At 46.7% G+C, this 21,259-nt stretch carries 18 protein-coding genes; 15 read left to right on the top strand and 3 right to left on the bottom strand.

Features of this window, described 5'->3' with window-relative positions; translation table 11 throughout:
- Positions 1-30 precede the first annotated feature (30 nt).
- The 14 genes from ACTNCK_RS05900 to ACTNCK_RS05835 all read left to right on the top strand — a co-directional run bounded on the left by ACTNCK_RS05900 (position 31) and on the right by ACTNCK_RS05835 (position 16,859).
- Positions 31-2,523, top strand: a complete 2,493-nt coding sequence (locus tag ACTNCK_RS05900; RefSeq protein ID WP_441081593.1) for a glycogen/starch/alpha-glucan phosphorylase — start codon at positions 31-33, stop codon at positions 2,521-2,523.
- Positions 2,520-4,058: an ATP-dependent Clp protease ATP-binding subunit ClpX gene (gene clpX / locus ACTNCK_RS05895; protein ID WP_441081592.1), complete on the top strand. Its 1,539-nt coding sequence runs from the start codon at positions 2,520-2,522 to the stop codon at positions 4,056-4,058. Before ACTNCK_RS05900 ends, clpX begins: the two co-directional genes overlap by 4 nt.
- A gap of 14 nt (positions 4,059-4,072) precedes the next feature.
- The gene (locus ACTNCK_RS05890; RefSeq protein WP_441081591.1) at positions 4,073-4,567 is read left to right on the top strand and encodes a DUF5721 family protein; all 495 of its coding nucleotides are present in this window, start codon (positions 4,073-4,075) and stop codon (positions 4,565-4,567) included.
- A 104-nt stretch (positions 4,568-4,671) separates the two neighbouring features.
- Positions 4,672-4,872: a cold-shock protein gene (locus ACTNCK_RS05885; RefSeq protein WP_441081590.1), complete on the top strand. Its 201-nt coding sequence runs from the start codon at positions 4,672-4,674 to the stop codon at positions 4,870-4,872.
- Positions 4,873-5,004: 132 nt separating this feature from the next.
- Positions 5,005-5,862, top strand: a complete 858-nt coding sequence (locus tag ACTNCK_RS05880) for a DegV family protein (RefSeq protein ID WP_441081589.1) — start codon at positions 5,005-5,007, stop codon at positions 5,860-5,862.
- Complete coding sequence (locus ACTNCK_RS05875; RefSeq protein ID WP_441081588.1) at positions 5,859-7,127, top strand: bifunctional folylpolyglutamate synthase/dihydrofolate synthase; 1,269 nt, start codon at positions 5,859-5,861, stop codon at positions 7,125-7,127. The genes ACTNCK_RS05880 and ACTNCK_RS05875 overlap by 4 nt, the downstream gene beginning before the upstream one ends.
- A gap of 5 nt (positions 7,128-7,132) precedes the next feature.
- Positions 7,133-8,023 carry a mechanosensitive ion channel family protein gene (locus tag ACTNCK_RS05870; protein WP_441081587.1) on the top strand — a complete coding sequence of 297 codons (891 nt, stop codon included), beginning with the start codon at positions 7,133-7,135 and terminating at the stop codon, positions 8,021-8,023.
- Positions 7,998-10,943, top strand: coding sequence for an insulinase family protein (locus ACTNCK_RS05865; protein WP_441081584.1), 2,946 nt, complete (start codon positions 7,998-8,000; stop codon positions 10,941-10,943). Before ACTNCK_RS05870 ends, ACTNCK_RS05865 begins: the two co-directional genes overlap by 26 nt.
- Positions 10,936-11,841 (top strand): GTPase Era, encoded by a 906-nt coding sequence (gene era, locus ACTNCK_RS05860; RefSeq protein ID WP_441081583.1) that lies wholly within the window; start codon positions 10,936-10,938, stop codon positions 11,839-11,841. Before ACTNCK_RS05865 ends, era begins: the two co-directional genes overlap by 8 nt.
- A gap of 3 nt (positions 11,842-11,844) precedes the next feature.
- Positions 11,845-12,600 (top strand): DNA repair protein RecO, encoded by a 756-nt coding sequence (recO, locus tag ACTNCK_RS05855; RefSeq protein ID WP_441081582.1) that lies wholly within the window; start codon positions 11,845-11,847, stop codon positions 12,598-12,600.
- Between the two features lie 52 nt (positions 12,601-12,652).
- Positions 12,653-13,351 (top strand): hypothetical protein, encoded by a 699-nt coding sequence (locus ACTNCK_RS05850; protein ID WP_441081580.1) that lies wholly within the window; start codon positions 12,653-12,655, stop codon positions 13,349-13,351.
- A gap of 18 nt (positions 13,352-13,369) precedes the next feature.
- Complete coding sequence (locus tag ACTNCK_RS05845) at positions 13,370-14,767, top strand: glycine--tRNA ligase (protein WP_441081579.1); 1,398 nt, start codon at positions 13,370-13,372, stop codon at positions 14,765-14,767.
- 32 nt (positions 14,768-14,799) lie between these two features.
- Positions 14,800-15,825, top strand: a complete 1,026-nt coding sequence (locus tag ACTNCK_RS05840) for a YdcF family protein (RefSeq protein WP_441081578.1) — start codon at positions 14,800-14,802, stop codon at positions 15,823-15,825.
- A gap of 245 nt (positions 15,826-16,070) precedes the next feature.
- Positions 16,071-16,859 (top strand): bacteriohemerythrin, encoded by a 789-nt coding sequence (locus ACTNCK_RS05835; protein ID WP_441081577.1) that lies wholly within the window; start codon positions 16,071-16,073, stop codon positions 16,857-16,859.
- Between the two features lie 3 nt (positions 16,860-16,862).
- Here the strand turns inward: ACTNCK_RS05835 and ACTNCK_RS05830 are convergent, their stop codons facing one another.
- From ACTNCK_RS05830 to ACTNCK_RS05820, 3 genes are read right to left on the bottom strand one after another with little or no spacing between them, the layout of a single operon-like run.
- A complete protein-coding gene (locus ACTNCK_RS05830; protein WP_441081576.1) occupies positions 16,863-17,909 on the bottom strand; it encodes a glycosyltransferase family 2 protein in 1,047 nt (348 codons plus the stop codon).
- A 14-nt stretch (positions 17,910-17,923) separates the two neighbouring features.
- Positions 17,924-18,805, bottom strand: coding sequence for an undecaprenyl-diphosphate phosphatase (locus tag ACTNCK_RS05825; protein WP_441081575.1), 882 nt, complete (start codon positions 18,803-18,805; stop codon positions 17,924-17,926).
- Complete coding sequence (locus ACTNCK_RS05820; protein ID WP_441081574.1) at positions 18,805-20,013, bottom strand: vWA domain-containing protein; 1,209 nt, start codon at positions 20,011-20,013, stop codon at positions 18,805-18,807. The genes ACTNCK_RS05825 and ACTNCK_RS05820 overlap by 1 nt, the downstream gene beginning before the upstream one ends.
- A gap of 306 nt (positions 20,014-20,319) precedes the next feature.
- Here ACTNCK_RS05820 and ACTNCK_RS05815 point away from each other — a divergent pair, with 306 nt between their 5' ends.
- Complete coding sequence (locus tag ACTNCK_RS05815) at positions 20,320-21,171, top strand: PD-(D/E)XK nuclease family transposase (protein WP_441081572.1); 852 nt, start codon at positions 20,320-20,322, stop codon at positions 21,169-21,171.
- Positions 21,172-21,259 lie beyond the last annotated feature (88 nt).

Raw genomic sequence — 21,259 nt, 5'->3', positions numbered from 1 at the left:
CGCAGGCGTCATGTACGCAGGGAGGACAAAATGAGCCATTTAGAGAAGCTGGACAAGGACACAATAAAGGACGAGATCAGGAAGAATGTAAGGCACCTTTACCGTAAAGAATTTAAAGAGGCTACAGAGAAGGAGATTTTCCAGGCAGTTTCTCTGGTCGTAAAGGATGAGATCATTGACGACTGGCTTGCAACCCAGAAGGCCATGGAGAAGGAAGATCCGAAGACTGTCTACTATATGTCGATGGAGTTCCTTATGGGCCGGGCACTGGGGAACAACATGTTAAACCTGTGTGTTTACGACGAGTTCAAGAAGGCTCTCGATGAGCTGGGCGTAGACATAGTCTCGGTCGAGGATCAGGAGCCGGATCCAGCTCTTGGAAACGGAGGTCTGGGAAGACTTGCGGCCTGCTTCCTTGATTCCCTTTCTACTCTGGGCTACCCTGCCTATGGATGCGGGATCAGATACAGATATGGTATGTTCCGTCAGAAGATCGAGAATGGCTATCAGAAGGAGGTACCTGATGACTGGCTTCGTGACGGATATCCCTTCGAACTCAAGAGAGAGGAATATACTTTTGAGGTAAAGTTCGGAGGCTATGTCCGCTCTGAGACTACTCCAGACGGCAATATCCGTTTCATACAGGAGAACTACAATTCAGTACTTGCAGTGCCATATGACATGCCTATAGTCGGATACAATAATCATGTCGTAAACTCCCTTATGATATGGGATGCCGTCCCAAAGCAGGTATTCTCTCTTGAGTCATTTGACAAGGGAGATTATCAGAAGGCAGTCGAGGATGAGAATCTGGCCAGGTCACTTGTGGAAGTTCTCTATCCTAACGACAACCATATCTCAGGAAAGGAGCTGAGACTGAAGCAGCAGTACTTCTTTGTATCTGCATCACTTCAGAGAGCTATCCAGAGATTCAAGAAGTATCATGATGATATCCATGATCTGCCTAAGAAGGTAGTCTTCCAGATGAATGATACTCATCCTACACTTACAGTTGCTGAACTTATGAGGCTTCTTATGGATGTCGAGGGACTTGGCTGGGATGAGGCCTGGGATATAACGACACACTGCGTTGCCTATACCAACCATACCATAATGAATGAGGCCCTTGAGAAATGGCCAATAGAGATCTTTGCAAGGCTTCTTCCTCGTATCTACAATATAGTTGAAGAGATAAACCGTCGTTTCTGCCTGCAGGTTCAGGAAAAGTATCCGGGAGACCAGGGCAAGGTCGACCGTATGGCCATAATCTATAACGGACAGGTCAGGATGGCATATCTGGCTATTGCTGCAGCCTTCTCTGTAAACGGTGTCGCAAAGCTTCATACTGAGATCCTGAAGAAGGAGACACTTAAGGATTTCTATGAGATGTATCCGTGGAAGTTCAACAACAAGACAAACGGTATCACTCAGAGGAGATTCCTGCTCCATGGCAATCCGCTTCTTGCAGAATGGGTAACTGACAAGATCGGCGATGGCTGGATAAGGGACTTATCCCAGTTGAAGAGGCTTTCTGTCTTTGTCAATGACGAAAGGGCCTGCCAGGAGTTTCGTACCATTAAGTACAAGAACAAGGTCCGTCTGGCTAAGTATATAAAGGAGCACAACGGAATAGACGTAAATCCGGATTCTATATTTGACGTCCAGGTCAAGAGACTGCACGAGTACAAGAGACAGCTTCTGAACATACTCCATGTGATGTATGAATACAATCAGCTGAAGGAGCATCCGGAGATTCCTTATTATCCTAAGACATATATCTTCGGAGCCAAGGCTGCCGCCGGCTACAGGATAGCAAAGCTTACCATCAAGCTTATAAATAATGTGGCAGCTGTCATAAATAATGACAGGAGCATAGGAGGCAAGATAAAGGTCGTATTCATAGAGGATTACAAGGTTTCAAATGCCGAACTGATCTTTGCTGCCGCAGATGTATCCGAGCAGATCTCAACAGCCTCCAAGGAGGCCAGCGGAACCTCCAATATGAAATTCATGCTTAACGGAGCTGTGACCGTCGGTACCATGGATGGAGCAACGGTGGAGATGGTCGAGGAGATGGGCAGGGAGAATGCCTTTATCTTCGGGATGAGCGCCGATGAGGTAATAGAGCATGAGCAGAAGAGAGACTACAATCCTATGGATATCTTCAACTCTGATCAGGATATAAGGAAGGTTCTGATGCAGCTGGTAAGCGGCTTTTACAGCCCTGATGATACAGAGCTTTTCAGACCGATCTATAATTCTCTTCTGAATACCAACGATACCCAGTACGCCGATACGTACTTCAACCTGAAGGATTTCAGATCATATACCGAGGCTATGAATGCTATTTCACAAGCCTATCAGGACGAGCAGAAATGGACGCGGATGGCAATGACAAATACAGCCTGCTGCGGAAAGTTCTCCTCAGACAGGACTATACAGCAGTATGTGGATGATATCTGGCACCTTGATCATGTAGTTGTCACACCTGACAACGAGACCGATGAAGAAGTTGATATATGAATGATAAAGACCAGTTCAAAGAAGTAGTTGATACCAATAACAGCACAGATACAGATAAGTCCGGCACAAGCTCAGATGACTATGAGGATATCTGCTATATATGCCGGCGTCCGGAGAGTGTCGCCGGCAAGATGATCCATATCACCGGAGGAATCAGCATCTGCGTGGATTGTATGCAGAAGACCTTCGATACAATGGGAAACTATGGTCCCGGCAATATGTTCCCGGCAGGCTTTCCCCAGCTCGATCCGGATGATTCCCATACTACGAACAATGCCGGGAACGGAGGCTTTCCTGTATTCAATCTGAACGATATAGCCAGCTTCCTGTCCACCTCTCCTCAGGTCCCTGCCAATCAGAGGATAAAGAAGAGAAAAGAACAGAAGGAAGGTAAAAAAGGCCAAGAGTCCGAGGGAGCTGTTATCGATATAAAGAATATACCGCCTCCGCATAAGATAAAGGCAGAGCTTGACGAATATATAGTAGGTCAGGAAAAAGCCAAGAAGATCATGGCGGTGGCTGTATATAACCACTACAAGAGGATAATCGAGAGTGAAAATCTTCTCGAAAATGACGAGAATGATGACGTAGTCTTAGAAAAGAGCAATATCCTTATGCTTGGCCCGACTGGATGCGGAAAAACCTATATGGTAAAGACTCTGGCCAGGCTTCTTGATGTACCTCTTGCCATAACCGATGCCACCTCACTTACAGAGGCAGGCTATATAGGTGATGATATAGAGTCTGTTGTGAGCAAACTGCTTGCGGCTGCTGACAATGATGTCGAAAGGGCTGAGAAGGGAATTATCTTTATCGATGAGATAGATAAGCTTGCCAAGAAGAATTCTGCCACCAACAGGGACATAAACGGTGAGTCGGTACAGCAGGGAATGTTAAAGCTGCTCGAGGGGGCAGAGGTAGAGGTACCTGTAGGAGCCTCAAGCAAGAATGCTATGGTTCCTATGACAATGGTCGATACCAGCAACATCCTTTTCATCTGCGGCGGAGCTTTCCCGAGGCTTACCGATGTGATAAAGGAGAGACTTAAGAGATCAAGCTCGATCGGATTCGTTTCTGATCTTGGAGATGAATATGATAATGATGAGAAGATCCTCGACAAGGTCACGGCTGAAGACTTAAGGAAGTTTGGATTCATTCCTGAGTTTATCGGAAGACTTCCTGTCATATGCACACTCGATCCTCTGGATACCGATATGCTGGTAAGGATACTGACCGAGCCTAAGAATGCCATAATAAAGCAGTACCAGAAGCTTCTCGCTCTTGATGAGGTAAAGCTGTCATTCGATGAAAAGGCGCTTTCTTATATTGCCGAGGAGGCAAAGAAAAGGAAGCTTGGTGCCAGGGCCTTACGGTCAATCATCGAAGGCTTCATGAATGATATAATGTATGAGATACCTAAAGATCCTGATATAGGCGAGGTGACTATCACCAGAGAATATATAGAGGGAAAGGGCTCACCTCTTATCACTATGAGGACCGACGAGAAGAAGGAAATAACTGCTTCAGATAAGTGATCCGGGAGTTAGGTATGAAATTATTCAGAATAAGCGGGATAAGGGAGTTCATGTCAGGGCTTCTTACCCGCGATGTCTTTGACAGCTTCACTGTAAGTGAGGCTGTAGTAAAGACCTTTGTCACATATACAATAGACGGCAGCTTCATTTCAGACTATTATTCAGATGAGGAAAGGGCAAGTGAGGATTTTCCGGATGAGCCCTTTGTCAGATATAGGCTTATCAGGGGATTCCTGTTTGAGATAATAAAGGGCAAGAGGACTCCGCTCGCGATGAAGCTTGTTTTTCACGCTCCGGCCTCACTGGTGGCTGATCTGATAGAAAAGTCTTCCTCATCGCTGTCACCTTCAGATATAATTTCATTAAATATCACGGTTTCCTATAAAAACGGGGAAGTAACGGCTGTTACAGGAACGAATTACAGCGTTTTTTCGCCGGACCGGTCCTTAGATCAGGAATGGGACAGATATTTTGAAGGATTTCTTGCCAGAAATTCGATAGATTTTTGAAAATGTCCTTTACATCCAGAGTCAGGAAGTATAAAATATAGATGTTATAAGTTTATGATGTTTTTAGATTTAATGACATCTGTTTCCGACTGGAGGATTTAGAAATGAGAGGCACAGTTAAGTGGTTTAATAATCAGAAGGGTTATGGCTTCATCTCTGATGGAGATGGAAAGGATGTTTTCGTTCACTATTCAGGAATTCTTGGTGACGGATTCAAGACCCTTTCAGAGGGCGCCACGGTCGAGTTTGACCTTACAGAGGGAGCAAAGGGACCTCAGGCTGTTAATGTAAAAGTAGCAGACTAAACGGATCATTGGATCAGAAAGGACGGGATCTTTTTCTTAGGAAAAGGCCCCGTCCTTTTTTGTCTTTATTTTCGGTGGCAAATCATTTATAATAGTCTCAATTAATGTAACTGAGCTAAGGCAGGAAAACAGATGTATAAGATTATCGTGGACAGCTGTGGTGAGTTCACCCGGCATATGGATGAAGACAAGGCACATTTCTCACATATTCCCCTTACCCTTCAGGTGGGTAGCTACGAACAGAAGGATGACAGCACCTTTGACCAGAAGGCCTTTCTGAAGAAGATGAAGGACTCCAAGGAGCCGCCTCATTCTGCCTGCCCGTCTCCGGCAAGCTACCTTGCCGCTATAGAAGAGGCAGAAGCGGATAATATATATATAGTTACTCTTTCAGCCAAGCTTTCAGGCTCATACAATGCAGCAGTGCTGGCAAGGAGCCTCTATCAGGAGGAGCATGAGGATGATGAGGGACCTCTGAAGCGGATCCATGTCTTCGATTCCAGGTCTGCCTCGATCGGCCAGACACTAATAGCAGAGCATATAGAGCAGGAGGAGAAAAAGGGCCTTACCTTTGACGAAGTCATAAGGGCAGTCGATAGCTTTATCAGGGAGGAACATACATTTTTCGTTCTTGAGTCCCTTGATACACTTAGGAAAGCAGGCCGCCTGGGGTCTCTTAAGGCCATGCTTGCGACTACACTTTCTATAAAGCCTGTGATGGGATCCACTCCTGAGGGGAGCATACAGCAGTTAGGTCAGGCCAGAGGGATGATCCGTTCCCTTGACAAGATGGTGGATTGTATGGTCCAGGTCACTTCGCATCCGGATCAGAAGGTAGTGGCCATATCGCATTGCAATGCACCGGATACGGCCTCATCGCTAAAGGAGAAGGTAAAGAGGACAGGACTTTTCAAGGATGTCTTTGTGCTGGAGACTGCGGGAGTATCATCTATGTATGCCGGAGACGGCGGAGTGATAATGGCAGTATGAGTGAATATTCCGATATTGTTAAACAGATTGAATCATTAAAGCGCTTCGGACGCAGATCGGGACGAGAGGTCACAGAGCATCTGCTTCCCAAGCTTTCAGATCCTGACAGGGGTTTGAAGATTTTTCATATAGCCGGGACCAATGGCAAGGGCTCAGTCGCAGTCTATATAGCTGCGGCCTTAGAGGCAAATGGCTTTAAGACCGGACTTTTCATCTCTCCTCATCTGATCACTATAAGGGAGAGGATCCAGGTGAATCGCAGATATATAAGCGAGGCTGATTTTGCAAGACTGGCAGAAAGGGTTCTGTCTGTAAGAACGGACGAGGGGTATGAGCCGACCTTCTTTGACCTGTGTCTGGCGACGGCTCTGCTTTATTTCAAGGAGCAGGGCTGCGATTATGTGGTATTGGAGACCGGACTTGGAGGCAGGCTCGATTCTACAAGAGGCATAAGCCAGACTCCGGTAGCAGGTGTTATAACCGCCATAGGTCTTGATCATACTGAAATTCTTGGAGATACGCTTGAAAAAATAGCAGATGAAAAGGCCGGTATAATCCGTGACGGAATGCCGGTCATCATTGCTCATAATCTGCCATCGGTCAGGAGAGAGATAAAGAAATTCACAAGAGGCTACTTCGAATGTGATGAGGCCTATGATCAGACAGTGAGGAATTCAGTCAGCGCCCCGCTTATAGTGGCCTCTATGAAGGCCCAGCTTCGTGATCCTTCGATGACTCCGCCTCTTGCCGGGGATTTCCAGTTTGATAATGAGGCGGCAGCTCTTGCGGCACTTGAGTTTTCCGACTCAATGGCTGACGTCTCAAAGGCACTTTCGGGAATCAGGTCAGTTACCTGGCCGGCCCGTATACAGAAGATATCAGATGATCCTCTCTTTATAATAGACGGCTCCCATAATCCTCAGGGGGTCAAGGCGCTTTCTGGGACACTGAAGGAGACCTATCCGGATAAAAGGTTTGTTTTTCTTATCTCAGCAATGAAGGATAAGGACGTGCGCCATATGGTAAGCAGGACAAAAAGCATTGCGGCCTCCTATATCTGCGTCGCTAATCCGAGCACAAGGAGCCTCGATGCCGATAGTCTATGTGAGATAGTAAGGGATCAGGGAGCAGACGCGGTGGCAGCAGCTGATATAGATCAGGCACTTGCGATGGCAAGGAAGCTTGTCTCGGGTGAGAGTTCACTTGGAATAGTGGCCTTTGGCTCCTTGTATTTTGCAGGAGAATTATTAAAGAATTTGAGGTAAGACCAATGCAGACAGGCTATTTATTTCTAACAGTAAACAGCGGGGTTCTTACAGAATGGCTCAGGAAATTCCTTTCAGGCTCGCTCGATTTCTTCTGGAGCGTGGTCATAGCCCTTGTCGTCTGGTTCCTAGGCGCAAAGGTGATCAGATTCATAAGGAAGGTCATAGCATCCTCGCTTGAGCGCAGAGAAGTGGATACAGGAGTCAGGCAGTTTACGGACGGCGTACTTAAGATCCTGTGCTATGTAGTGCTCATCCTTATCATCTTAAATCTTTTTGGAATCCAGACATCCTCGGTGGCAGCAGCGGTCGCCTCTTTAGGACTTACTGCAGGACTTGCCCTGCAGGGGTCTCTTTCCAACTTCGCCGGAGGGGTTCTTATACTTTTACTCAAGCCCTTTAAGGTAGGCGATTATATAATAGAGGATACACATAAGAACGAGGGAACAGTCACGGAGATCTCCATATTCTACACAAGGTTAAGGACTATAGACAACAAGATAGTCGTGATCCCTAACGGTACGCTTGCGAATTCATCGCTTACCAATGTCACGACTTCAGACAAGAGACAGACAGATCTGACATTTGCCATAAGCTATGATGACGATCTGAGGAAGGCAGAGCAGCTCCTTACCCATATAGCAGAGACGACAGAGGGCAGGGTTGCAGGCACAGATATAAAGGTTTTTGTCAGAGAGCTTGCAGACTCCTCTGTGAATCTGGGCTTTAGGATCTGGCTTCCAATGGATGATTACTGGGATGGAGTCTGGAAAATAAATGAGCGTGTAAAGCTTACCTTTGACAGGGAAGGGATAACGATCCCTTATAACCAGCTCGATGTTAATCTTATAGATAAAGAAAAGGAGAAAAATGGACAGGATACCGGAACAGTATGAGCTCCTTAAGGAGCAGGAATTAAACGATATTCATTCAAAAGGCACGCTTCTTCGTCATAAGAAGAGCGGGGCCATGGTTACTCTGATAGAAAATGATGATGTAAATAAGGTATTCTATATAGGATTTCGGACCACGCCGGAGAATTCAAAGGGCACTGCCCATATCATAGAGCATACTGTGCTCTGCGGATCAGAGAAGTATCCTGTAAAGGATCCATTCGTAGAGCTGGTGAAGGGCTCTATGAACACCTTCCTTAATGCGATGACCTACCCGGACAAGACAGTATATCCGGTCGCATCGACAAATGACAAGGATTTCTCCAATCTGATAGATGTCTATATGGATGCGGTCTTTCACCCGAATATCTATAAGTATCAGGAGATCTTCCGCCAGGAGGGCTGGCATTATGAGATGGAGGACCTGGATTCTCCACTTACTATAAACGGAGTCGTTTACAATGAGATGAAGGGAGCCTTCTCATCACCTGAGGATGTGCTCGAAAGAGAGATAACCCATTCTCTCTATCCGGATACTACCTATGGAGTCGAAAGCGGAGGAGATCCGGCGGATATCCCTTCATTAAGCTATGAGGAATATAAGGCCTTCCACCAGAGATACTATCATCCTTCCAATTCATATATCTATCTGTATGGAAACTGCGATATGGCAGAAAAGCTCGACTATCTCGACAGGGAATATCTGTCTGCCTATGACGCTTACGATCCAGAGACAGAGATAGCCATGCAGGTCCCGTTTCAAAACAGGCATGAGGAGGAGAAGGATTATCCGGTCTCTGCGGATGAGAGCGAGAAGGGTAAGACTTTTCATTCGCTAAACTATGTTATCGGAAATGCACTTGATACAAAGCTCGTGATGGCCTTTGATATACTTGACTACGCTCTTCTCGAGGCACCGGGAGCTCCGGTTCGTCAGGCTATACTTGACGCCGGGATAGGAACAGAGGTCTATGGAGGGATACAGACTATTGCTCAACCTTATTTTACTATTACAGTAAAGGGTAGTGATCCTGAAAGGAAGCAGGACTTCATCGATGTAGTTGAAAGGACACTTACAGAGCTATCTTCCAAGGGACTTGACCACAGATCCCTTCTTGCTGGTATCAATTCAGATGAGTTCAAGTACAGAGAGGCTGATTTCGGCGGTTACCCTAAGGGACTTATCTGGGGACTTGGGATCCTCGATTCCTGGCTCTATGACAGGATGGCAGCCTTTGACAGGGTGTCTATCCTTCCTATATACAAGGAACTTCGTCAGGAGATAGACAAGGGATATTTCGAGGAGCTTATAAGCAGATATCTGCTTAGGAATCCTCACAGCTCACTGGTGACCTGTGCTCCTAAGGCCGGACTGCAGAAGAAGGAGGACGAGGCCTTCCGTAAGCAGATGGAAGAGAAAAAGGCTTCTCTTACAAAGGAGCAGATAAGGCAGATAGTCGCAGATACAAAGCATCTGAAGGAATATCAGCAGACACCGTCTCCACAGGAGGATCTGGAAAAGATACCGCTTCTGTCGAGAGAGGACCTGGATAAGAAAGCCAGAAGGATAAATAAGCAGGTAATGCTTAAAAACGGAGTTCCTGTGATCTTTACAGATCAGGAGACCAATGGCATAGATTATCTTAACATCCTGTTTGACATAGGAAATACAGGACTTGACAAGGCACCGGCCTTTGCCTTCGGAAGCCGCCTGCTTGGACTTCTTGATACAGAGAAATACTCCTATAAGGACTTTTCGACCGAGGTAAATCTCCATCTGGGAAGCCTGTCTTCCGATGTCAGGGTGATGAATACAGGCACGGGCGATATAGATCCCCTTCCGGGAGGAAGGACAGACGAATACAGGTTCTTTCTCGATATAAAGACCAAGTTCGTCTATGAGGAAGCAGAAAACGCGATGGAGCTTATCTATCAGATGCTTCTTAAGACCGATTTCTCTGACAGAAAGAGGATAAAGGAGGTACTTCTCGAGGAAAAGAACGGTATAGAGATGCATTTCATGACCGCAGGTCACTCGGCAGCCGCCCTTAGAGGACAGTCTCATATAAGTAAAAGCGCAGCTCTTTTGGATGCAGTCGGCGGAGTAGGATATCTTCGCTTCGTGCAGGACTTCGCAGCCAACTTTGACCAGAGGATAGACGGCTTTATATCATGGTTTAAGGGAGCTCTAAGAGAAGTCCTTTCACTAAAGACCATGGTGGTAAGTACGACAGGCAGGAGAGAGGTTATAGATATAATAGACAGCTATGCTGATAAGGCCGGCGAGCTAATAGGATCAGAGGAGCCGCCTGCTTGCGCTGCCATCGAGCTCGATGAGACCTGCAGGAATGAAGCCTTTTCATCCGCATCAAAGGTAAACTTCGTAAGTATAGCCGGCAATTTCAGACAGAAGGGATATGACTATAATGGAGCCCTTCAGATATTAAAGGTTGCCTTAAGCTACGACTATCTCTGGATCAATATCAGGGTAAAGGGCGGAGCATACGGATGCATGGCTGCCTTCCGCAGGACCGGAAGCACTACCCTAATGACCTACCGTGATCCGCACCTTAAGGAGTCAGAGGAAATCCTTCTCGCGACTCCTGACTATATCAGAAGCTTTGATCCTTCAGACAGGGATATGACAAAGTATGTGATCGGAGCCATAGGAGCCCTTGATACTCCGCTCACACCATCCATGGAGGGCCAGCTGGCGCTTAGGTCAGTGATAGAGGGTATTTCAGATCAGGCCATACAGAAGAGCAGGGACCAGGTCCTTGGGGCAAGCCAGCAGGATATAAGGGACTTAGCCGATATGATAAAGGCAGCTCTTGATGATGGAGCGCTTACGGTCGTAGGGTCAGAGGAGGCGATAGAGGAGAACAGGGGCCTCTTTGACAGAACGGAGAATCTATTTGAATAATACAAAAAGCGGGTTTGTTACTCTTATAGGCCGTCCGAATGTAGGGAAGTCGACGCTTATGAACAGGATCATAGGCCAGAAGATAGCCATAACAAGCAACAAGCCCCAGACAACGAGAAACAGGATAGAAACAGTATATACAGACGAAAGAGGACAGATAGTCTTTCTTGATACACCTGGCATCCACAAGCCCAAGAACAAGCTCGGCCAATATATGCAGAGGGTCACGGCAGCAGCCATGAACGGCGTCGACCTGATCCTCTGGCTTATAGAGCCTGATGAGTTCGTCGGAGGAGGAGATAGCTATATAGCATCAAGGCTTGCCTCAGGTAAGACTCCGGTCATTCTGGTAATAAACAAGATCGATTCCATCCCTCATGAAAATATCCTGATGACCATAGAGGCCTACAGGAATCTGCTGCCCTTTGTCGAGATAGTGCCGGTATCGGCCCTTAGAAACAAGGGGATCGATGATCTGGTCTCTACTATCTATAAGTATCTTCCCGAGGGCCCTTATCTGTTCGACCCGGATATCATAACGGATCAGCCGGAGAGAGCGATAGTATCCGAGATGATAAGGGAAAAGGCCCTTCAGGTGCTTTCCTGCGAGGTACCTCACGGAATAGCCGTGATCATAGACTCCATGAAGGACAGGGAGGAAAAGCATATCTGTGATATAGACGCGACCATCATATGCGAGAGGGAATCTCATAAGGGGATCATAATAGGAAAGCGTGGAGCCATGCTAAAAAGGATAGGTACAAACGCAAGGTTCGAGATAGAGCGCCTTCTGGGCTGCAAGGTCAATCTGAAGCTCTTTGTCAAAGTCAAGGAGAACTGGCGCGACAGCGAGGTCCTTATGGCCAACTATGGTTTCCGTAAGGAAGATGAGGAATAGGACGTGGCTTTTGGCAGTGAGCTTGTAAGTGCAAATGGCTTCGTGATCTCATCAATGCCTATAGGAGAAAGCGACAGGAGGATAGAGGTCCTTACAAGGGAGCTTGGAAAGGTTTCTGCCTTCGTAAGAGGAGGCGCTAAGCCGAGAAGCCCGCTGCTTGCGGCCACGAATCCGTTTTTTTTCGGTGAGTTCGAATTTTTTGCGGGAAGCAGCAGCTATACTCTCCGGTCAGCAAGACAGAAGGCACGCTTTGACGACCTGCTGAAGGATCTCGATGATACATATATGGGCATGTATATCCTTGAGGTGGCAGGTTATTTCGGCAGGGAGGGCATAGATGAAAAGGACAGGCTGAACCTCGTCTATGCGGCACTAAAGGCTCTTATAAGGCATGAGGTCAAGCGGGAAAGCATAAGGATAATATATGACCTGCGTACAATGATGGTAAACGGAGTCTATCCAGATGCCTTCTCCTGCAGGGCCTGTGGTAAAAGGCTTGATGTAAATGCCATAAATCTCTTCTGTCCGGCAGACTGCTTTTTCTATGATTGTGATTGCCGTGACAGGATAAAGGGCACAGCAAGAGAGCTGTCTCCGGCGCTTTTATATACTATACAGCTTATCTTCTCGCTGCCTGCCGGAAAGCTCTTTTCGTTTGATGTAAACGGACAGGTCCTTTTGGATCTGGAGTTCATAGCAAAGAGGCTTAGGGCAGTTTTCTTTGAGGAGCACAGATTCAGAACGGAAAGCTTTATCTGATAGTGACAGGCCTTCTTGCAAAAAATGTCAAAGGGCGTATAATAAAAAGGCTATGGAAAGACAGTTGACAGAAGAAGAATACAGACTAAGGAGACTTCGCCACCGCAGGGCAGTCCTCAGGAAAAAGAGAAGGGAAAGAAGGATCCTTCTTATAGTTACGGGCGCGGCACTTGCAGGAGCAATCTTTTTAATCGCCCTTGCAAACGGGGCATTTGAAAAAAGATCCGGGGAAAACCTCCTTACTATAAAGGAAGACGGGACAATAGTCTACGAGGAGATAGAAAAGACAGATTCCGATCCGGCCGATGTGAAGAAATTCGTCAGGTCGGAGATAGAGGCTTACAATGCAAAGAATGGAAAGAACAGCATAAGGCTTCTGAGGTTTGACGCAGGAAAGGGAAGTATATATCTGCGGACGCTATATCGGGATGCTTCTGTATATTCTGATTTCACAGGCTATGATCTCTTTGTAGGAAAGGCAAATGGGGCAAGGTCTGCCGGATACCCTGCCGACGGCTCATATATATGTGTCAGGGGAGGAAAAAAGCAGGAAGCCAGCGCCGACGCATTCGATAGTGAAAGGGTCGTAGCCATAAGGGAATGGGGACTGACTGTGTCGGTTCCGGGACAGATCAGCGCCTATTCAGAGGACTCGGATGTGACATACCAATCCTCCGAAAAGGACAGGATAAAGATAAATAAGCGCTCCGACGGGACGCCGGCAGGGCTTACATATATTTTTTATAAATGATTAAGGAGAACTATCATCATGGAAAAAAGTCTTGACACAATTGTTGCACTCGCAAAGAACAGGGGATTCGTCTATCCTGGATCAGAGATCTACGGAGGACTCGCAAATACCTGGGACTACGGCAATTTGGGAGTTGAGCTCAAGAATAATGTAAAGAAGGCCTGGTGGCAGAAGTTCATCCAGGAAAGCCCTTACAATGTGGGTGTGGACTGTGCCATCCTTATGAATCCACAGACCTGGGTTGCTTCAGGACATCTGGGAGGCTTTTCAGATCCACTGATGGACTGTAAGGAGTGCCATGAGAGATTTCGGGCAGACAAGCTGATCGAGGATTTCGCAGAGGAGAATGGAATTGAGCTTGAGAGCTCAGTGGATGGCTGGACCAATGAGCAGATGGAGTCCTGGATCGAGGACCATCAGGTGACCTGCCCTTCATGCGGCAAGCATAACTTTACTCCTATAAGACAGTTCAACCTTATGTTCAAGACTTTCCAGGGAGTGACAGAGGATGCCAAGAACACAGTATACCTCCGCCCTGAGACGGCCCAGGGTATCTTCGTAAACTTTAAGAATGTCGCAAGGACCTCAAGAAAGAAGATCCCGTTCGGTATAGGACAGATTGGAAAATCCTTCAGAAACGAGATCACTCCGGGTAACTTCACATTCCGTACCAGAGAGTTCGAGCAGATGGAGCTTGAGTTCTTCTGTGAGCCAGGAACTGACCTCGAATGGTTCCATTACTGGAGAAAGTTCTGCCATGACTGGCTTCTCTCACTTGGCATCAAGGATGAGCATCTGCGCTTAAGAGATCATGATCCTGAGGAGCTGGCCTTCTATTCAAAAGGAACAACAGATATAGAGTATACCTTCCCGTTCGGCTGGGGTGAGCTCTGGGGAATTGCGGATCGTACGGACTATGACCTTGGACGTCATCAGGAGGTTTCTGGTCAGGATCTGACCTACTTCGACGATACAAAGAACGAGAAGTATCTTCCTTATGTTATCGAGCCTTCACTCGGAGCAGACCGTGTGGTTCTTGCCTTCCTCTGCGAGGCCTATGATGAGGAAAATATAGGGACAGAGGAGAAACCTGACATGCGTACAGTGCTTCATTTCCATCCTGCACTTGCTCCGGTAAAGATCGGAGTGCTGCCTCTTTCAAAAAAGCTTGCCGAGCCTTCGCAGAAGGTATGGGAGATGCTCTCAAGGAAATATAACTGTGAGTATGATGACAGAGGAAATATCGGAAAGAGATACCGTCGTCAGGATGAGATCGGAACACCTTTCTGCGTGACCTATGATTTCGACTCTGAGGATGACCACAAGGTCACAGTCCGTGACAGGGATACGATGGAGCAGGAGAGGATTGCTATCGATGAGCTTTCTGACTACTTTGACGAGAAGCTTGCATTCTGACATGGCAGTAGAAGGACTAAGGAGAGAAAAGGATGAAGCACAGGATTTGCGGAATCATCGGGATAGTAATCACTCTTATCTTACTTATACTCTATCTTCCGCCTCTTTTGATCTATCAGATCATTGATATAGGAAATATCATAGGATATATAGTTGCGGCTCTTGTACTTGTCTTTTCCATACAGGAGCTTGTAAGGGCCGGGGCTGACTCCGGCAAGAGAAACTATGACAGATCCCAGGCCGGAGGGACCAGAGGAAAGCTTCACAGGCAGTTCAACCATGATATGGGAAGGGATACTGTACTGATCGAGCGGGGAGGCTTAGGCAGCTTTACGGCAGACAGATCGATAGGCTATGATGGAGATCGGACAAGCCATGCTCCGGCTATTATCTGGACCATTATCTTTGCGCTTATAATAGCCTTCTATGCCCAGGGGCTTATACGTATAGCATCTGCTTCTACAGTCACTGCCACGGAGAGTGGCTCTGAGACGAGCCTGGTGATACTAGGATGTGGTGTCAGGGGAAGGCGTCCGACCAGGATGCTCAGGCAGAGGATAGAGGCTGCAAGGCTCTATCTGCTCACCAATCAGGATATTGTTGCGGTAGCAAGCGGTGGAATCGGGGCAGGTGAATCAATATCGGAGGCCTCATGCATCAGGGATTATCTGACATCCTCCTCGCTTGCAGATCAGGACAGGACCTTCTTTGCAGAGGCATGCAGGCTTCATGGCATTGATGCAGAGCAGATCATTTCAGATAATGGCGGCTCTGTTCCTGTCATAGATGCTCACAGGGTCCTTGTGGATCAGGAATCCTCGAATACAGAAGAAAACATAGGAAATGCTATAAAGCTTCTCTCAGACGGAGAATATCCATCCTCCTCGCTTGTCCTTGTGACTCAGGGCTATCATCTCTACCGCAGTGAAAGGATAGCGGCTTATAAAGGGGCAGAGGCAGCAGGCTTTACGGCTCCGGTCGAGTGGTGGGCAGAGCCAACCTATGCGACAAGAGAGTGTGCGTCTCTTTTATATCATTTAATAGATATTTCACATTGAGGACACATATTTTTCACAAATGCTTAGTATACTTATAACTGTCGAAAGGACCAAAGCCTTTCGATGGAAATTGTTTTCGTTTTTCATACTCCCCCTCTTTTTGGAGCCTCGCTCGAGGCTCCTTTTTTTATGCCTTTGATCCATGCTGTTTTTAAGGCAATCTTTAGGATATCTTCATTGAAAAGAGAACTTTAATGCGATAAAATAATTGTGTAAAAATTAACTGGAATGATTGAGGTGATCTTATGATAAAGTTTACAGATGATTTCCTGACAGGGATAGATCTGATCGATAATGAACACAGACAGCTTATCAGCATGCTTAATGAGATAAATGACAGAATGCTCGATGGGGCTGATGTCCGTACAGAGGGAATGAAGCTTCTGAATGGTCTTCGGGATTATGCAGCCAGGCATTTTGCCGATGAGGAGAGTTATATGGAGAGCATATCTGATCCGGAGCTTGCCGGTCAGAAAAAGGCTCACAGGGCCTTCGTGGACAGGATAGAGCATACGAATTTCATAGGAATGAATGACGAGACCATGACTACGGCTGTCCTTGATCTTTTAGACTATATGTCCAGATGGCTTATGCACCATATCTTGGGCTCTGATACACTTATAGGGAAGACTGTTTCACCATTTGCCTTTACAGACAAGTATAAGACAGGAATCGAGCTTATCGATTCCGAGCATCAGAAGCTTTTTGATATAATGGCAAGGGTTGACGCCCTTATTCATAATGATGAGCTTTATGACCGCTTTGACCAGATAGTTGGACTTATTAATGAGCTCAATGATTATACTCATTTCCATTTCAACGATGAAGAGAAGCTTATGGAGGAGTATCATTATTCGGGACTTGAGGCACAGAAAAAAGCCCATCGTATATTCTACGATGAGCTTGACAGGATCGATCTCGATCAGGTCGATGATGACCAGGAGGCTTATCTTGAGGACCTGCTCAAGTATCTGATGAACTGGCTGTCAGGACATATACTCGGAATGGATAAGAAGATCCATGACGAGAGATAGGAGTCATTCCTCGGGTATCTGGAACTGATCAGCCCGGCGCTCGTATTCCTCTGCGGCTTCCCTGTATCTGTCACTTTCTTCTCCGTCTGCCTGCTCAGACAGATGGGCATAGCATATGCCTAAGGCCCTGCATGGCAGATCAGTAGATGAATGTATGTCGAGTGCGCTCTGCTGTATTGTAGCATTATAAAACCATAGAGAAGCTTCCTTGTAGTCTCCCTGATCGAAGAAATAGCGTCCCAGCTCCAGACAGACCTCGGAGCAGGGATCGTCGCAGGCGAGGAGACGGGAGGCGTATTTCAGGAGGGCAGATATATTGCCCTCCTTTCTTGCGTTTACTGCAAGGATAATAAGAAGCTTTATAAGAAGCTCCTGATCGGGATTCTCCCTGTCAATGACCTCTGAAAAGATAAGCGCGCCATGCCTCAGCTCCTCGGCTCCTCCGTTACGATAGAGCTCGATCGCATACATGGAGTAAAGCCTCTTTGACAGACGGCCCTCCCTTGAGTAAGCCCTTTCAAAGATAGAGAAGTCCCTTGAGCTGTGCAGGCTCTCTGGAGCATGGGTTATCACTATATCTGAGTCAAATACCAGCGGCTCTGTCTGGACGCTCTCATGGACAGGGTCGACCCAGCGGAAGGTACGGATCCTCTTAAAGAGCTTGGGACGAAGCTCAGAGCGGGTGTTTAAAAGGCCTGAAAGCTTTGGCTCATAGTAGTGCATCTGCACGATCTCTACCGCAGGATCTAAGACCATGATCAGATCCCGGAAACGGGTCCTGTTGGTCTCATCAAGATATTCATCAGCATCAGCAGAATATATATAGTCACAGCTGCATTTGGAAAAGGCAAAATTCCTTGCCGCAGAAAAATCATCCTGCCAGCTGAAATCATAGATATTATCAGTGTATTCTCCTGCTATCTGTCTTGTGCGGTCTGTAGATCCTGTGTCAACTATTACGAGTTCATCATAGAGACCTTTCAGCGAATCGAGGCATCTGGCAAGCAGCTTTTCCTCGTTTTTTACAATCATGCATACAGAAACAGTCATAAGCCACCTCTGATCTATACCAGTACATGTGTAAGAGAAAGCACCATTACAAAGGCACCGAGACCTATCCTGTACCAGCCGAAGACGCGAAAGTCGTGCTTTCTTATGTATCCCATGAAGAAACGGATGACTACGATAGAAACGATAAAGGCGACAAGAGCGCCTGTGATCAGATCGACTGTCTCTATACCTGTCATCCGAAGCCCCTGATGGATATATTTTATTGCCTTAAGAAGTGAGGCTCCGAGCATGACAGGTACTGCCAGCAGGAAGGTGAATTCCGCTGCAGCCTCACGGCATACGCCTACTATCAGAGCACCTATTATAGTGGCTCCAGATCTGGATGTACCTGGAAAGACAGCTGCTATACACTGGGCAATTCCTATCCATAGTACCATGCCAAGAGTCATCTCTCCTATAGAGGAGGCCTTTGGTGAATGTCCCGACATGAAGCGCTCTACGAGAATGAAGATGACTCCGACTATGATAAGGGCAAGAGCTACAGGAAGAGGGTGGTAGAAAAGGGCATCTATCTGATCATCAAAGAGGACGCCGACTATAGCGGCCGGGATACAGCAGATTATTATCTTCTTCCAGAGATCGATCGAGCCCTTCTTCCAGGCCGGCACTGACCTCGAGGCCATCCGTCCTGGGATCTTTTCTTTTCTTAGATACCATGGGAAAAGCTGTTCCCAGAAGGTGACTACAACTGCCATTATAGCACCCAGCTGTATCACGACCTCGAACATAGAGTAAAAGGAGTCGGATACCGAAAGCTTCAGTGGTGTGGAGTTGAGCAGTATCAGATGCCCTGTGCTGGACACAGGAAGCCACTCGGTGATACCCTCGACTATGCCAAAGATCGCGGCTTTTATTATCTCTATTATAATCTGCATTATCTTCTATTCCTTCTCTTTCTCTTTATCTCCCGGTTAAGCTTCTCTACTGCTTCCTCATCGAGACCGTTCTTCTCATAATAGGATTTCAGGATGTTTTTTATCCTTATATTAAGGAGGATGGCAAGGACAATGGCTGTCGCTATTACTACGGCGCCTATAGCTATGATAATTGTGGTCCTCTGTCTCTTAAGCTCCTCATTAAGTCTCTTGTCGTTGGCTTCGGCAGCCTCTGCTATAGCCTTATCAGAGCTTTCCTTTTTCTTCTCTGCTTTGACAGCCTCTATTCCCTGACCTGGGTTAGTCCGAAGAGATTCCTCCCAGCTCTTCTTGTCAAGCGCCCAGGTAAGCGGGGCATAGCCCTTTACGATCAGTGTCAGCTTGTCGCCGTTCTTTACCTTCATCCCCTTTTTCCCGAGCAGATGGATGACAGATGTCTCATCTATATCGCCTACCAGTGAGCCTATGACTTTTGCCGCGTCCTTCTCGCTGAAGCGGTAGACCTTTCCTCCGGATATCTTTATGAATTTCTTCAGATGCTTTGTCTGGGCTTTTGTGACCTTGCCGACCTGGAGGGCGTAGACTGCTATACCGCTGTTCTTGAGTATGCTTGTGAGCTGGCTCTCTGTCATACCGGCGTCAGTATCATCGACTCCGTCGGATACCACGACTGCTACGGTACGCATTCCCTTTGCATTTCTCGATACAGCAATAAGCTTGTCCATTGCAGAATAGAACTTGGTGGTCTGGTCCTTTGCCTTTAGCCCCTTAAGCTGCCTTAAGGTCTCGGATGGCTTTTTTGATCCGTCAGAGATCACATTTACCTTATCTCCGAATGTAAGGACTGCAAGCTTGTCATTGGAATCCATTCCCTTTGCTACCTTTGATATGGACCTTATAGCAGCATTAAGCGATGACTGGGGGATAGAGCCTGAAATATCCAGAAGAAAGGCATAAAAGATACCTGTCGAATCCTTATCCTGCTTGCTGACTGAATCCACCTCAAGCTTGTCATCTCCTATGGATGCGCTTACATCCTCCTTTGCTATTTCCTTTGTGCTTTCTGAATTCACAAAGACATCCATATCCGGCGGAGACAGCTGTACCTGCTCTATGGAAAGCTTCTGTGCGCTATAGGCCGGAAGGGCCGGAGCTCCTGTGATCAGTAGGCATGCTAAAACTGACAGAATAGTTATTGATCTTTTCATTCTATGAACCTCTTTTTCATTTCTGCTATCATGGCCTGTGGACATAATATAGCTTATTTTACTATATTGGATGGGAAAAATAAAGCCGGAAGAATATGATAAAATATACTGAAATCAGATCTCGCACCTCATACCTCAGACCTCTCACCTCGCACTGATCTGCAAAAAATATAGAACTATAAATAAGAATATGATAAAATATTACCAGTAACAATTTACAGGAGACAGAGGAGAGTATGAGAAACAGAAGCGAAGACGCCACAGGTATACTCCTTTTGTCGCCATATGTGCAAGGAAAGGAGAATTATGAACGAGAAAGAAACTTTGCCTGTAGCAGAAAGGGACAGGGAGCGCCTGGAACGCGAGCATCAGAAGGATCTGGAGCGGATCAGGGGATTTCGCCTGATAGATGACGATTTCATGAATGTCTGCTTCGATGACAACATACCAGTGACGGAGCTGCTGCTTCGCATCATCCTTGGCAGACAGGTTTTTGTAAAGCAGGTGCGTACACAGCGGAATTTCAAGAACCTTGTTGGCCGGGACCTTTATCTGGATGTGCTTGCGGTTGAGGATGACGGCACACAGATGAATGTAGAGATCCAGCGCTCGGACAGTGGAGCCGATCCCAAGAGAGCCCGCTATCATTCCAGTATCCTTGATTCTCACAGCCTGAAGCCAAGCGAGGATTTTACCAGGCTCCCGGAGACCTATGTCATCTTTATCACTGAAAATGATGTGCTCGGTTATTGCCAGTCTTTATATAGAATAGAAAGAACCATCAAGGGACTTGAGATGGATTTTGGAGATGGGGAGCATATAGTATATGTGAACTGCGAAATAAGGGATGACGGAACAGAGCTCGGGAAACTGATCCATGATTTCTTCTGTGAGGATCCCGGTGATATGAACTATTCCGTACTGGCAGACCGAGTGAGATATTTTAAGGAAGACACGAAGGGAGTGAGAACTATGTGTAAGGTAATCGAAGAGATGCGTAAGGAAGTATGGAATGAAGCTTCTAGTGAGGCAGAGCGAAAGACAAAAGAAGCTAGTGTAAGAAGAATGTACCTGAAGGGGTTTCCGGCGGATCAGATAGCATATATTATAGATCTGCCTGTAGATGAAGTGAAGGATATTATCAGTTCAGAGAGTTAAAAGCATAGGTATGAGGGCCAAGGGTACAGGGAGCAGGTTTTAGGGCTTAGTTTGGATTTAGATATCCCTAGACCCTGATCCCTAACCC

Source organism: Candidatus Weimeria sp. HCP3S3_B5 (genome assembly GCF_052064335.1).
GTDB lineage: Bacteria > Bacillota > Clostridia > Lachnospirales > Lachnospiraceae > Weimeria.
Note: the sequence above shows the minus strand (reverse complement) of the source record. Positions and strands in the feature narration are given on the sequence as shown.